General features: G+C 70.7%; 13 protein-coding genes. 8 read left to right on the top strand and 5 right to left on the bottom strand.

Translation table 11 applies throughout. The annotated features are described in order from the left end of the window. Window positions 1–69: 69 nt before the first annotated feature. From K8638_RS43010 to K8638_RS42995, 4 genes are read right to left on the bottom strand one after another with little or no spacing between them, the layout of a single operon-like run. Complete coding sequence (locus K8638_RS43010; protein WP_223760597.1) at window positions 70–726, bottom strand: hypothetical protein; 657 nt, start codon at window positions 724–726, stop codon at window positions 70–72. Window positions 727–759: 33 nt separating this feature from the next. Continuing rightward, window positions 760–1,050, bottom strand: a complete 291-nt coding sequence (locus K8638_RS43005; protein WP_223760596.1) for a C39 family peptidase — start codon at window positions 1,048–1,050, stop codon at window positions 760–762. A gap of 18 nt (window positions 1,051–1,068) precedes the next feature. Then, on the bottom strand, window positions 1,069–2,325 hold the full coding sequence (locus tag K8638_RS43000) for a hypothetical protein (RefSeq protein WP_223760595.1): 1,257 nt from the start codon (window positions 2,323–2,325) through the stop codon (window positions 1,069–1,071). 35 nt (window positions 2,326–2,360) lie between these two features. Beyond that, entirely contained in the window at window positions 2,361–3,767 is a 1,407-nt protein-coding gene (locus tag K8638_RS42995) for a hypothetical protein (protein ID WP_223760594.1), read from the bottom strand. Between the two features lie 252 nt (window positions 3,768–4,019). Between K8638_RS42995 and K8638_RS42990 the strand changes: the two genes are divergently transcribed. After that, on the top strand, window positions 4,020–4,928 hold the full coding sequence (locus K8638_RS42990; RefSeq protein ID WP_223760593.1) for a LysM domain-containing protein: 909 nt from the start codon (window positions 4,020–4,022) through the stop codon (window positions 4,926–4,928). Between the two features lie 139 nt (window positions 4,929–5,067). Beyond that, entirely contained in the window at window positions 5,068–5,748 is a 681-nt protein-coding gene (locus K8638_RS42985; protein WP_223760592.1) for a class I SAM-dependent methyltransferase, read from the top strand. 15 nt (window positions 5,749–5,763) lie between these two features. Here the strand turns inward: K8638_RS42985 and K8638_RS42980 are convergent, their stop codons facing one another. Next, window positions 5,764–6,417: an SDR family oxidoreductase gene (locus K8638_RS42980; RefSeq protein ID WP_223760591.1), complete on the bottom strand. Its 654-nt coding sequence runs from the start codon at window positions 6,415–6,417 to the stop codon at window positions 5,764–5,766. A gap of 188 nt (window positions 6,418–6,605) precedes the next feature. On the opposite strand from K8638_RS42980, the gene K8638_RS42975 reads away from it, so the two are divergent. From K8638_RS42975 to K8638_RS42950, 6 genes are all read left to right on the top strand, one after another. Continuing rightward, the gene (locus K8638_RS42975; RefSeq protein WP_223760590.1) at window positions 6,606–7,148 is read left to right on the top strand and encodes a TIGR02265 family protein; all 543 of its coding nucleotides are present in this window, start codon (window positions 6,606–6,608) and stop codon (window positions 7,146–7,148) included. Window positions 7,149–7,185: 37 nt separating this feature from the next. Continuing rightward, window positions 7,186–7,851, top strand: coding sequence for an exopolysaccharide biosynthesis protein (locus K8638_RS42970; protein ID WP_223760589.1), 666 nt, complete (start codon window positions 7,186–7,188; stop codon window positions 7,849–7,851). A 154-nt stretch (window positions 7,852–8,005) separates the two neighbouring features. Then, window positions 8,006–11,551: a serine/threonine-protein kinase gene (locus K8638_RS42965; protein ID WP_223760588.1), complete on the top strand. Its 3,546-nt coding sequence runs from the start codon at window positions 8,006–8,008 to the stop codon at window positions 11,549–11,551. Then, complete coding sequence (locus K8638_RS42960) at window positions 11,548–12,417, top strand: class I SAM-dependent methyltransferase (protein ID WP_223760587.1); 870 nt, start codon at window positions 11,548–11,550, stop codon at window positions 12,415–12,417. Before K8638_RS42965 ends, K8638_RS42960 begins: the two co-directional genes overlap by 4 nt. A gap of 196 nt (window positions 12,418–12,613) precedes the next feature. Further along, window positions 12,614–13,357 carry a 2OG-Fe(II) oxygenase gene (locus tag K8638_RS42955; RefSeq protein WP_223760586.1) on the top strand — a complete coding sequence of 248 codons (744 nt, stop codon included), beginning with the start codon at window positions 12,614–12,616 and terminating at the stop codon, window positions 13,355–13,357. A gap of 61 nt (window positions 13,358–13,418) precedes the next feature. Beyond that, window positions 13,419–14,330, top strand: a complete 912-nt coding sequence (locus tag K8638_RS42950) for a glutaminase (RefSeq protein WP_223760585.1) — start codon at window positions 13,419–13,421, stop codon at window positions 14,328–14,330. Window positions 14,331–14,346 lie beyond the last annotated feature (16 nt).

Genomic DNA, 14,346 nt, shown 5'->3' with positions numbered 1-14,346 from the left:
GGCGAGCGGCGCGAACCCATCACGCCGCCGGCTCGAACTCGGGCCTCGAGCCCTCATCCAGGGTGCTCGTCAACAGGTATCGCCCGAGAAGACTCCGGACTGAATCCGGAACAGGTCGTGCTCGGGGGAGAGCGCGTGTCCCAGGTCGCAGTGTCCTTTCAGGTCGGGGTTCGGTGCCGACAGGAGCCGCTTGTTGACGAGGCTCCACTTGGGGGACGGGTCCGCCGTGACGAGCCAGAGCTGGGATTTCCCTCCCGTCTTGAGGATGCAGTAGCCGCAGATGACGATGATGTGCAGCGGGCGGTCGAACCCGCCCGAGGGTATGCCAAGGCCCGTGTAGATGACGATGGGGTTGTTGGCGCGCAGGCACTTGAGGATGTGAGCGAACCGCTCGCGGACGGCGGCCTCGTCCCCCGCAATTTTGTCCGCATCGCCCCGCAGAGATGTGGGCAGCAGGCGGCCCTCGTTCGCCGAGTCACTTTGAGCGTTCAGATACCTCAGGACACCACCGATGCCCTTGGGCCGGTCAGCCTCCGGGGTGAGCAACTGGCTGAGCGGCAAGGGAATCTCACCGTCCGGCGGCTTGGACAGCTCGAAGTCCAGGTGACTGGAGGTGACCTCGTAGTTCCCCTTGGGATAGGTATTCCAGCCCCGGCCCAACCCGGGGGCATCCGCGAAGTGTTCGAAGAAGGCCCGGTCCCCCGTCGGGTATCTCAGGTCGAGCACGTTCTTCGGGTCGCCCGCCCGCCAGTGGGTGAATTAACGCTCGCGCGGGTCGCCGCCCTTGATGAGCTGGAAGTAGTTGTAGACCATGGACGCGGAGGTGCGTCCGCACCAGTCCGGACCTTGGTCTTTATGCACCTTCTGGCCGAGCAGCGGCACCTTTAGGACGTGCCACTCCTGGGCCTGCTTCTTGATTTCCTCGGGGAAATCATAGGAGTCCACGGGAAAGACACGCATCAGCGTGTCGCCGGTCTTCTCAATGATGGTGCCATCCACCGCCAAGCCGGCGGCGTCATGGTCCAGTTTGAATTGACGCTTGAGCGGCATCAGGTCCTACCGGTGGCGTTACTGTGGGCTGCAATATTCTCTGACCTCGATTCCCCGTGCGGCTCCCGCGGCATAGGGGCTCCCCTCGGAGCCAGGACCGCTCTCATTCCAAATCCCCACGCCGGGGGTTTCGGTGGGCCACGTGAGTGTCCAGGTGTATTCGTCGCCCCTGTAGCCCCGGTGCCGGAAGGTGTACGTCGAGCCACTGCGGGTGATGTCCGCGATGCGGCCGGACTGGGACTCCCCGAATTCGTCGTCACTCTCCATCCCTGTATCGCCCCTCTCCACGGCGGCCCTCCGGTGCAGGTCGAAGCGGAAGACTTGCGTGAACACCAGGCCACAGGTGGACCGGATGAAGCGCTCTCCCTGTTCCTCGCTCAGCAGGTGCCAGCGAGGGGGCAGGGCACGCAGCAGCCGGAAGGCTTCGGGACGGAGGATGGGCATGCCCGGGTACTCGCCATAGTGGAGGGTGTACTTCTCCGTGCCCCCTTGCGGAGGGCGCGCGCCCTGGCTCAGCGCGAGCTTCAGCGCCTCCGACACTGCCGAACTGCTGCGCGACTCGATGGTGACCTGGAAGTGGTCCTGATCGTCCTCGAGCTTGTACCGCCCCTTCATCGACAGGTAGTTGCCCGTATACACGACGAGGGCGCCATCGCGGTACATGGCGCTGACGAAGTCATTGCGGCGAAGCTGGAAGCGGTGCCAGTCATACTCAATCTTCTCCAGTTCCCGCAGGAGGCACTCCTCACCCGTCTCCTTCCGGTTCTGGTCCTCCAGCACCTCTCGCTTCACCACGAAGGACTCGTGGAGGCCGCCCTTATCCGTGTCCTTCAGCAGTTGCTCGAAGTTGACGTCGAAGAAGAGGTCCGCGAGCAGCTTCAGGGCCTGCTCGTTCTTGGAGTCGAGCGTCGCCGCGCGCATGGCGGCGTCCAGGCGCGTCTTCGCCGGCTGGGTGGTGTCCCGGGTCTGGGCCAGGAGCGCCTCGGCCGTGGGCTTCTGCGCACCGACGAGGGACTTGAGGGTGAAGCCCTCCACGTCACCGCACTTGAGGCGCACCCACTGCCTGGGCGCGTCCTTCACGTGCTGGCACTCGGTGGCGATGGCGACCTTGCCCACCACCTTCGCGTTGGTGGCGGGCTTGTCGCGCAGGTTCACCTCGGAGCCCTGGATGAAGAGCGCTCCGGTGGAGGGGGCCTGCTGGGCCCATGTGGGCGTGGAGCCCAGCACCAGCAGACAGGCGGACCAGAGGGTGAGCCGGCGGGTCATCTGCTTCATCGTCCGTTCCTTCGAGGCACATGGGCCGGAGCGCTTCACTCGGGCCTCTCCGGCAGCTTCACCACTTCCTCGACATCCTTCCAGCGGCGGTCGGGGTACTTCAGTCGCAGCTGGTTGCCCTGGAAGGTGACCTCCGCGCCCTGGGAGAGCTCCGTCGCGTCGCCTGCGGGCCGCCGGATGACCATCCACTCGCGCTCGTCGAACATGCCGACGATGCGGATGGGCATCGACCCCCGGGTGGAGAGCGCGACACGCTCGCCGCGGACATCCACTCCCAGGGGCAGCCAGAAGGTGCTGGAGACGCGTCCACCCTTCACGTCCACGAAGGTGGAGTAGCCGCACGGATTGCCGCAGCCGCACCGTGCCACATACAGGCCGGGCTTCAGCTCCTCCGCCTCGTGCCACGTGCAGGTCGCCAGCTCGCGGCGCACCTCCTCCGGCAGCGCGCGCTCCGCGTCCGACCAGTCCTGCTCCGGAATCTCACCCGCTGTCTTGGAAGGCACCGAGTCGCCGGATGCATAATCACCCGCCCTCGCCACCGGAATGTAGGGGTCGCCCCTTCCTTCCTGGGCGCCGAGGGCCAGGTAGCCCTTGGACTCGGAATCCGGTCGCCAGTAGAGCCGGTTGCCATCACCCAGGTGGTAGGTGTTCCGCTTCTTCGTCACCTGCGGGAGCGGCTCGAAGCGGCCATCCCGCTCCGACCACGAGAGCCAGGCCATCCGAAGCCCCGGCTCCTTGAGGATGAACCAGCGGTCCCGGTTTCCGGGCACCCCCTCGTGCACCACGTCTCCGTTCTCCCCGGAGACGAGTGCCGCCCAGGCATCCGGTAACGAGTCCACCAGGGCGAACGACTCCGGGGCCAGGGGCTCGAAGCGGATGCCCCAGAGGATGTCGCTGTCCTTCGGGGAGGGCACCACGGCCCGCCGTCCGAGCGCGGTGCCCACGGCATCCGAGACCCTGGACAGGGTCCGGGAGACGAGGTCCATCTTCAGCGCCGCACCCGGCCCCGGGACGAGCCTGCCGTGGAACACGACCAACTCGTTGCCTGACTCCGTATCCTCTTCATGGTCGGAGCGGGCGTGGAAGACGAGCAGGAGCACCGCCGTGCCGCGCACCTCGGCCCGGGTCCACGCGCTGTCGTAGCGTCCGCCGATGCGCCGGGCGATGCAGTCCTTCGCGGGGACTCCCCCGCAGTCTCCGAAGTCCAGCGGTGCCGCCTTGCTCTCGTGCTCTTTCAGCTCCGCTTCCAGGGCCAGGAACTCGGCGTCGAGCCACGCGCGCTCCAGGGCGTCCTGGGCGGCCGTGTCCCAGGGCTGCTTCGCCGGCTCCCGCCGGGTGGCCTCGAGCCGCCCCGTCGGGTCCTCAGGTGCGGGACGGGCGACAGCGGAGGTCTGCTTCGCCCCGCCGCAGCCCGTGCCGCCGCGAGAGCAAGCTGCAATCAAAAGCAAAGCCGACAAAACGGCGAGGCTTCCTCGTTTTGCAATCACCCGCGTCTACCCCCTCCGGCCCCCTCCTACCGGAAATCCTCTCCCGGTGTCATGGGTGCGGAGTGACTGCCTCGCGAATTGCCTCGCGCGACATGGACAGTTGTCAGACCCGCGTGCGACTGTCTGTCTCCAGTTCAAGCGACCATGCACCTACGTCATCGATTGCAAGACGGCCTGCGAGAGTATGTCATTCTCGAATTGCAGGATTTGCTTCCCGAAGACCATGAGCTGGTGAGCGTGGGGCGGGGGTGGACGCTCGAGCACCGCCTGTTGCAGCTCGCGCGGGAGGACTCGAACCTGCGCGTGCTGCGAGACGTGGTCTACGCGCATGGCCACCTCACCGCGCGGCCCTTCACGTCGCTGAGCCGGGAGGAGGTCTCCCGGCAGGCCGCGGCGCTGTTCTCCTTCGGCCTCCTCCGGCTGGCCCGGGCGCCGCTGCCTTCGCGCACCGTGGCGCCCCACTTCGCCCAGGTGCCCGAGGTGGCCCCGCCCGTCGTGGACACGGAGCCGCTGTGGCTGCGCCTGCAGGTCGTCGATGACGTCACGGACGTGCCCATCTCCGGCATCCAGCTGCGCATCCAGCTCGGGGACGCGTCCGAGCAGCAGGCCACCACCGACTCGGAGGGCCGCATCGACCTGAAGGACGTGCCCGAGGGCGCCGCCAACGTGCTCTCCGTGCTGGACGGCGCCACCCTGGACAACACCCTGGCGCTGGTGAGGACGGGAGGCCCCTGGTCCCAGCAGAAGCCGGCGAAGGCGGGCAGCAAGGGCAGGCAGTCCTCGTCGCAGCGAGTCCTCGCGCGCATCGCCGAGCACCAGGTCACCGACGGCGAGACGCTGGAGAGTGTCGCTGAGATGTATGGGCTTACCGTGGAGGCGCTCGCGAAGTTCAACTGGGGGACCACGGACCCGGCTGAAATCCAGCGCTACCTCCTCCTGGAGGTGGGCTGCTCGCGCAAGGACACGCAGGGCCGGTATGTCTTCTCCAGCGACGACGTGCCCGGCATCCTCCGCATCCCCCGGCCCGTGGCGGTGCCTCGGATGGCCGTGGAGCAGAGCCACATCCTCCGCGTGAAGAGGGTCCCCGAGCCGCGTCCCTACCTGTTCTCCCTGTAGGGCGACCGGCAGGTCGTCCCGCAGTGGAGGGGCCCGCCCTACCGCCAGGCCGCCAGGCCGCACTTGTGGCCAATCGCGTGTCGAAGACCGGACAGGTATAGGGGTGCGGTCTACCCCACACGCCGAGGAGCCCTGGGTCATGGAAACGCCTTCCCTGGAACTGGAGGTGTCGCCCGAGGTGCACGCGGGGCAGGCCGTGTACACGCGGTGGACACTGCGCCTGCTCTATGACGTGGGCGTGCTGGGCTACTCCAACCGCTTCGTCTGGAAGTGCCCCACCCCGACGCAGCTCGAGTGGTACAACGCGAACGTCTCCGCCAACCACCTCGACGTGGGCGTGGGCACCGGCTACTACGTCGCGCGCTGCCGCTACCCCGCGCCCTCGCCGCGCCTGGCATTGATGGACCTCAATGCCAACAGCCTGGAGCGCGCCGCCAGCCGCGCCGCGCGCTACTCGCCGGAGACGTACCGGCGCAACGTGCTAGACCCCATCGGCTTCGACGCGCCCCGCTTCGACTCCATTGGCCTGAACTACCTGCTGCACTGCCTGCCCGGCTCCATGGACGAGAAGGCCGTCGTCTTCGACCACCTCCGCTCCCTGCTCAATCCGGGCGGCTGCCTCTTCGGCTCCACCCTCCTCCAGGGGGACGTGCCCCGGAGCGCGCAGGCGCGCCTCCTGATGAGGCTCTACAACCGCAAGGGCATCTTCTCGAACCAGGAGGACACGCTGGAGTCGCTGGAGCGCGCCCTCCACACGCGCTTCAAGGAGTCTCAAATCTCCCTGCACGGCTGCGTGGCCCTGTTCCGGGCACGCGCCTGAGCAGGTGGCGCGCCATCAGACTCCGGCCGCCGCCACCTCGGCCCAGAGGCTGTCTCCCTCCAGCACCGTGCCGAGGGGGGCCCGCCGCTCGGCGACTCGCAGCAGGACGGCGGCGAGCTGCTCCAGGCGGATGGGGTGCAGCCCTCGCAGCGGCGGCAGGCGGGTGAGGACGCGGAGGAGGGGAATCGGCTGGTGGTATTCGCCCTCGAAGGCGGGTGGGCGCAGCACCGTGTAGGGGAGGCCGCTCTCGCGTACCAGCCGCTCCGCCTCCGCCTTGGCCTTGAGGTACGCGCCCACCGGACGCCCCGCGCCCACGGAGCTGAGCAGCACGAAGTGGTCCACGCCCGCGCGCTTCGCCGCCTCCACGAGCTGCCGCGTGGTGCCGATGTCGCTCGTCTCGTACGTGTCGCCCGAGGCGAAGCGCTTGCGCATGGTGCCGATGAGCTGCAGCACCGTGCTGTGTCCGCGCAGGGTCTCCACCAGCGTCTCACCGTCCGACAGCTCCACCACCGCCTTGCGAGGCCACTCCCGCGCCAGCTCGCTGCTCGCGCTCTTCGGCCGCACGTGCGCCGTGACTTCCACCCCGCGCGCGAGCGCCTGGCGCATCACGGTGCGGCCGGTGGCGCCGGTGGCTCCGGCGACGAAGAGGCGGCGGGGCGGCGTTTCCATGGCGGGCTCCGGTGGGATGACTGGGGCTGCCGCTTCTTCAGCACACCGGAGGAGCCCTGCCCAGCACGAGGCCGGCACCCCGGGGGCACGCCACCCCGTGGGACGGGGACTCTGTCCGCCCGTGAGCACCCCGCGGCGTCACATTGTCCGATTGAGGCCCGGGCCTCCCGCCGCTACCCTGCCGCGGCTTGGAAAATTCCGAACCCCTCGTATTCCAGCAGAGCTTCGAAGGCCTCATTCGCGCCCTGGGAGACCGCCTGGATGACCGCTGTGCCGGGCGGCTGAAGCAGGTCGGCGTGGACACCCGGGGCTCGCTCGCTCCGGCCTACCCGCTGGACGTGTGGGTGGGGGCGCTCCGGGTGGCGGCGGACACGCTGGCGCCGGAGGTGCCGCTGGAGGAGGGCGCCGCCGTGGTGGGGCGCCGCTTCGTGCAGGGCTTCAGCTCCACGCTCATCGGCAATGCGCTGCTGACGGGCGTGCGCCTGCTGGGGCCGGAGCGGATGCTGGCCCGGATGACGCGCAACCTGCGCACCGGCACCAACTACCTGGAGGCGAGCATGGAGCGGCTCGGGCCCACCCGGTATTCGCTCACCTGTCGGCCGGTGGTGGTGGCGGGCTTCTACGTGGGTGTCTTCCTGGCCGGCCTGGAGGCCAGCGGCGCCCGGCAGCCCTCCGTCCAGATTGTCCGCCGGGAGGGCGAGGAGGCGGTGTACGACATCGCCTGGAGCTGACCACGGGGTTACAGGCCGTGGTAGTCACTGGCGCCGCATGTCCACGTCCCCGCACTCGTCGCCCTCGTCCGCCGGTTTCTCGGACACCCAGGTCCAGCTTTCCGCCACGCTCCGCGCCCTGGCCGCGCGGCTGCCCGAGACGCTCACGGTGCGTGAGCTGATGCAGGCGTGTGGCGAGCAGGGCCTGCTGCTCTTCTGCTGCATCCTCACCTTCCCCTTCCTCCTGCCGGTGTCGATTCCGGGCGTGTCCACGGTGTTCGGCGCCCTCATCGTCCTCATCGGCATCGGGGTGACGCTCAACCGGATGCCGTGGGTGCCGCGCAAGCTGCTGGACAAGCCGCTCACGCGCGAGGGCCTCGCCCCCGCGCTGGACAAGGGCGCCGCCGTCTTCACGAAGTACGTGGACCGCCTCAGCAAGCCGCGCCTGCTGGCCCTCACCCACGGTGCCAGCACCAACCGCTTCAACGGCTTCATGCTCTTCACGGCCGGCGTGCTGCTCATGGCCCCGTTCGGCCTGATTCCGTTCAGCAACACGCTGCCCGCGCTCGCGGCCCTCTTCTTCGCCATCGGCATCCTCCAGCGCGACGGCTACTGCATCCTCCTGGGCCACGGCATGACGCTGGGCACCATCATCTACTTCAGCGCCCTCATCTACGGCGCCGTCCAGGGCGGCCGCGGGCTGGCCAGCCTCTTCGGAGGCTGAGCCTCCGCCTGGTCCCCCAGGGGGCCGGCGCCGGCTCCCGCCCCCGGGTGAGACAGATTCTGTCTCAATTGTTTTCCGGGGCCCCGTGAGCCGCGTGGATTCAGCCCACGCGGAATTCCGAGTTGTCGGTATCATGCGGGGTGGGCGGCCCCCCATGCGTCAACTCCCTGTCGACACCCAGCTCCGGCCGGAGGACCCGGCTCGTCGTCCCGTGGACGGCGAGGTGGTGGGAGGCCGCTACCGCCTCCTCGACTCCCTGGGGCGTGGCGGCGCCGGCACGGTGTGGCGGGCGCAGGACCTGCTCTCCGGCCCCGTCGCGCTGAAGCGGCTGCACTGGACGCTGGAGGACCTGGCGCGGACGCCGCCGAGTGGTACGACGACTCCGTCCTTCGCCGCGCGCCATGAGCTGGCGCTGTCGCTGGCGCACGAGTTCCAGACGCTGGCGTCGGTGCGCCACCCGCACGTCATCAGCGTGCTCGACTACGGCTTCGACGCCGAGCGCCGGCCGTACCTGGCCATGGACCTGCTGGAAGACGCGCGGCACCTGGTGCTGGCCGGCGCCGGCCAGCCGCTGTCCACGCAGGTGGACCTGCTGCTGCAGACGCTGAAGGCGCTCGCGTACCTGCACCGCCGCGGCATCATCCACCGCGACCTGAAGCCCGCCAACGTGCTGGTGGCGCACGGGCAGGTGAAGGTGCTGGACTTCGGGCTGGCGGTGGGGCGCGAGCACGTGCACCGCGCGCAGCCCGCGGGGACACCGGGCTACCTCGCGCCGGAGCTGTTCGAGGACCAGCCGCCCTCGGAGGTGACGGACCTCTTCAGCGTGGGCGCCATGGCGTGCCAGATGATGTTCGGGCGCCTGCCGCACGCCGGGCAGGTGGAGGTGCCGGCCGGCTTCCCACCCGCGCTCAAGAGCGTGCTGGAGCGGCTGGTGTCTCCGGAAGCGAGGCGGCGGCCGCGAAGCGCGGACGAGGTGATTGCCGCGCTGTGCGCCGCCACCCGGCGGCCCGTGCCGGCCGACTCCGAGGCCACGCGAGAGAGCTTCCTCCAGGCCGCGCGCTACGTGGGCCGCGCCCGGGAGCAGGAGCGGCTCGCCGGAGTGCTGGAGACGGCGCTCATGGGCCACGGCGCCGGGTGGCTGGTGGGCGGTGAGAGTGGCGTGGGCAAGTCGCGGCTGCTGGAGGAGCTGCGGGCCATGGCACTGGTGCGCGGCGCGGTGGTGCTGCGCGGCCAGGCGGTGGCCACCGGCGGCAGTCCGTACCAGGAATGGCGCCCGGTGCTGCGCTGGCTGTCCGTCCTCACGACGCTGGAGGAGCGCGAGGCCAGCGTCCTCAAGCCGCTGGTGCCGGACCTCGAGGCGCTGCTGGGCCACCCCGTGCCGGACCCGGCCGAGCTGGGCGCGGAGATGGCGCAGGCGCGGCTGATGCAGGTGGTGGAGGACGTCTTCGCCCGGCTGCCCCAGCCCACCGTGGTCATCCTGGAGGACCTGCACTGGGCGCGCAGCGAGTCGCTGCTCCTGCTCTCCCGGCTCGTCACGCGCGCGTCCGGGCAGCGGCTGCTCCTCCTGGGCAGCTTCCGCGACGACGAGGCCCCCGGCCTCCCATCCCAGCTTCCGGGGCTGGAGGTGCTGCGGCTGCCCCGGCTGGACGCGGGGGAGATTGCCGTCCTCAGCCAGTCGATGCTGGGCGCGCCCGGGGCCCGGCCGCACCTGGTGGCGCTGCTGCGCCGCGAGACGGAGGGCAACCCCTTCTTCCTCGTGGAGGTGGTGCGGGCGCTGGCGGAAGAGGCAGGAGGGTTGGACCGGCTGGGGAACATGGTGCTGCCGGAGCGCGTGTTCACGGGCGGCGTGCGCCGGCTGGTGCATCGGCGCCTGGAGAAGGTGCCCGAGCGCTCGCGGGAGTTGCTGCGCATGGCCGCCATCGCCGGCCGTCACGTGGACGTGGCGCTGCTGCGGCACGCGGCGCCCGGCGTGGACGTGGAGCGCTGGCTGTCGGACTGCGCGGCGGCGGCGGTGCTGGACGTGGCGGACGGCCGCTGGCGCTTCGCGCACGACAAGCTGCGCGAGGGCGTGCTGGAGGAGCTGCCCGCCGCCGAGCGGCCCGCGCTGCACCGCCGCGTGGCGGAGGCGCTGGTGGCGGTGCACGGCGAGGGCTCGGAGTGGACGGCGGCGCTCTGCTACCACTGGGGCGCGGCGGGGGACGGGGCGCGCGAGGCGGAGTATGCGCGGCGCGCGGGCGAGGAGGCGCTGCGGGTGGGCGCGTGCCGCGAGGCGGTGCCCTTCCTGACGCGCGCGTTGGAGCAGGTGTCCGCGCGCGGCGGCAACGCCCAGGCCCTGGGCCACCTGGAGGCGCTGCTGGCGGAGTCATTCTTCCAGCTCGGGGAGCTGCAGACGTTCCGCGCTCACGCCGAGCAGGCGCTGCGGTACTTCGGCTGGCCGGTGCCGACCAGCCGCGTGGGCTGGGCGCTGGGCACGCTGGGGCAGATGGTGCTGCGGCTGGCGCAGAGCGCCCGGCCGGATGCGTATGACGAGGAGACGGAGGAGCGGCGGCGGGTGCGGCGGGTGGCGGGCCGGCTGTTGATGCGGCTGACGGACGCGTTCATCTACGCGCAGGAGGCGCTGCCGGTGCTCTGGTCCGGCCTGCGCACGCTGAACCTGTGCGAGCCGGCGGGCGCGTCCTCGGAGCTGGCGCGGGGCTACACCAACATGGCGGTGGTGGCGGGCACGGTGCCGGTGAGGCCGGTGGCGGAGGCGTGGGTGGGGCGCGCCCGGGACGTGGCCGAGCGCGTGGGCAACCCCGCGGACCTGGCCTACGTGCTGTGCCGCAACGCCGTGTACGGCGCGTACGTGGCGCGGTGGGCGGACGTGGAGGCGGCGCTGGGGCGCGCGATTGGCATCGTCGACTCGGTGGGAGACTTGCGGCTGGCGGAGGAGTGCCGCGCGCTGTTGACGGTGGTGTACCTCTACCAGGGACGGTTCTCGGAGGGGCTGCCGCTGATGGCGTGGCTGGAGGGCTCGGCGCGCCGGCGCGACGCGCTCCAGACGCAGCACTGGGCGCTGCACTACCAGGCGCACATCCACGTGCGGCTGGGCGAGCCTGGGAAGGCGCGCGCCGCGCTGGAGCAGACGCTGGCCTGGACGGAGGCGCAGGGCGGCCTCACGGACCGCATCATCGTGGAGGGCACGCTGGCACTGCTGCGGCTGCGCGAGGGCAACACCCAGGGGGCCCGCGAGGCGGCGGAGAAGGCGCTGGCGAAGCTGTCGGCCGGCAAGCCGGTGGCGCACTTCGTCTACTTCGGCGTCATGTCGGTGGCGGAGGTGCTGCTGACGCTGTGGGAGCGCGACGGCGGCGTGGACGCGTCGCTGGCGGACAGCGCGAGGGCGGCGCGCAAGGCGGTGGATGCGTTCGCGAAGGTGTTCCCCTTCGGCCAGCCGGCGGCGCTGCTGTGGCGTGGGAATGAGGCCTGGGGGGCGGGTGATGCGCCGCGCGCCTGGGAGATGTGGCGGCGGTGCATCACCGTGGCGGGGAAGAAGGGCACGGCCTACGAGGAGGCCCGGGCGCGGCTGGAGCTGGCGCGTCACCTGCCCGTGGATGACCCGGCTCGGCGCACGCAGGCGGAGCGGGCGGTGGAGTTGTTCACGCGATTGGGCACCCGGGACGAGCTGGCCTGGGCACGTGCCGAGGTGGTGCGGAGCGCATGAGTGGTGTGGCGGTGGGTGATGTGGAGCGGCTGGCGTGCCCGGCCTGTGGTGGGACGCTGGTGTTTCACGGGCAGGAGGAGGGAGGGCGGCTCCTCGACGGGTGGCTGCGCTGTGGCGGCTGTGGCGAGGCGTGGGCGGTGGAGCGGGGCCTGGCGCGGCTGTATCGCGAGGACGCGGTGCGGGGCACGGACCGGTTGATGCGCGTCATCTACGACGGGCTGCCCGCGCTGCATGACCCGCTGACGGCGGTGCTGACGCCGATGCTCCAGTCCGTGACGGAGTCGCGGATGCGGGACGGGTACATGCGCCGGCTGGAGCTGGGGGCGCTGCGCCCGCGCGAGGATGGGCAGCCGGTGCGGGTGCTGGAGGTGGGCGTGGGCTCCGGGGCGAACCTTCCGCTCATCCGGAGGGAGGTGCCGCATGGGCTGGACGTGGAGGTGTGGGGCGTGGACCTGAGCGAGGGCATGCTCAAGCACTGCCGGCGGCGGGTGCGGCAGGGAGGGTATGAGTCCGTGCGGCTGATGATGGCGGACGCGCATGCGCTGCCATTTCCGGAGGGGATGTTCGACCGGGTGCTGCACGTGGGAGGGATTGGCGGGTACAGGGACCCGGCGAAGGCGCTGGCGGAGATGGCGCGCGTGGCGCGGCCCGGGACGCCGCTGGTCGTGGTGGACGAGCAGATGGACCCGGCCTTCCGGCCCTCGTTGCTTCAGCGCGCGGCATTCCGGGCGATTACGTTCTACTCGAAGGACCCGCACTGCCCCCGCGAGCTGCTGCCCATTGGCGCCGTGTCTGTGATTGAGGAGCAGGTGGCGCCGTTCTATTACTGCCTGTCGTTCCGGATGCCGGAGCCGCGCGGCGCCTGAGTACCGCCGACGCGGGCGGTTGCCTGCCCCTCCATGCGCTTTCATCGCAACTTCCGGGTCGCCTGTGTGGCTCGGATGCGTCATCTCCAGAGGGGACCCGGCGGGTGTCGGGCCCGAAGGAGGAACGGGACATCATGGCTTCCGGAGCGACGAGACACCGAACGACGCCGCTGATGGCTTCCGGGCAGGTGACGTCATGACCGCGGCCGCTCGCCGCCGGAAGCCGCTCGGGTCCGGAGTCGCGGAGCGCGTGGCGGCGCTCGACTGGGAGCGCATCGCGGTGGACCTGGACACCCACGGCTGCGCCACCGTGAGCGGGATGCTCTCCCCGGCGGAGTGCATGGCGCTCGCGGAGCTGTATGCGTCGGACACCGCGTTCCGCGGCCGGGTCGTCATGGCACGGCACGGCTTCGGCAAGGGTGAATACAAATACTTCGCCCACCCGCTCCCCGACACGGTGTCCCTTCTGCGGACGGAGCTGTACCCGCGACTGGCGCCCATCGCGAACCGCTGGAACGAGACCCTGGGCATCGACGTGCGCTTTCCGGACACGCAGGCCGCCTTCCTCGAGCGCTGCCACCAGGCCGGGCAGACGCGGCCGACGCCCCTGCTCCTGCGATACGGCGAGGGCGACTACAACTGCCTCCACCAGGACCTCTACGGCGAGCACGTCTTCCCGCTCCAGGCCGCCTTCCTCCTCTCCGCACCGGGGCAGGACTTCACCGGCGGCGAGTTCGTGCTCACCGAGCAGCGGCCCCGCATGCAGTCCCGCGTGGAGGTGGTGCCTCTGGGCCAGGGGGACGGCATCATCTTCCCGGTCCACCACCGGCCGGTGAAGGGCACCCGGGGCTCCTACCGCGTCAACCTGCGCCATGGCGTGAGCCGGCTGCGCTCCGGCCATCGCCACACGGTGGGCATCATCTTCCACGACGCACGCTGACGGCGCCGGGCCACTCCACGTCTCGCGGCTATCATGGGCCGCGAGGGTGGACGGGCGCTCAATGGACTATCAGGCGATTCTCGACGAGGTGATGGAGGCGGTCCGGCCCACGGTGGGGCAGGGCCGGGTGGCCAACTACATTCCCGCGCTCGCGGCGGTGGACCCGCGCCGCTTCGGCATGGCCCTGGCCACCGTGGACGGCGAGCTCTTTGGCGTCGGGGACTGGCGGATACCCTTCTCCGTCCAGAGCATCTCCAAGGTCTTCGCCCTCGCCCTGGCGCTCGCCAGGGACGGAGACGCCCTCTGGCGCCGCGTGGGCAAGGAGCCCTCGGGCAACCCCTTCAACTCCCTGGTGCAGCTCGAATACGAGCAGGGCATCCCCCGCAACCCGTTCATCAACGCGGGCGCGCTGGTCATCACCGACCGGCTCCTCTCCCTCACCGGTGATGCCCGGGGCGCGGTGCGGGACTTCCTCCGCGCGGAGAGCGGCAACCCCGCGCTGGACTTCGACCCCGTCGTCGCCTCCTCCGAGGCCGAGCACGGCCACCGCAACTCCGCCCTGGCCCACTTCATGGCGAGCTACGGCAACATCGAGAACCCCGTCCCCCGCGTGCTGGAGCACTACTTCTGGCAGTGCTCCCTGGCCGCGAGCTGCGCGGACCTCGCCCGCGCCTGTGGCTTCCTGGCCCGCCATGGCCAGCGCGCCGGCGGTGGACGGCTGCTCACGCGCAGCCAGGCCAAGCAGGTGAACGCGGTGATGCTCACCTGCGGCACGTATGACGCCGCGGGTGAGTTCGCCTACCGCGTGGGCCTGCCCGGCAAGAGCGGCGTGGGCGGCGGCATCATCGCCGTCATCCCCAACCGCTGCGGCCTGTGCGTGTGGAGCCCCGGGCTCGACGCGCGTGGGAACTCGGTGGCCGGCGTGGAGGCGCTGGACCGGTTCACCACGCTGACGGGCCTCTCGGTGTTCTGAGGCGCCCGGGGCCGCG

The organism is Myxococcus sp. RHSTA-1-4, assembly GCF_020037125.1.
Lineage (GTDB): Bacteria > Myxococcota > Myxococcia > Myxococcales > Myxococcaceae > Myxococcus.
This window is presented reverse-complemented; position numbering and strand designations above follow the sequence as displayed.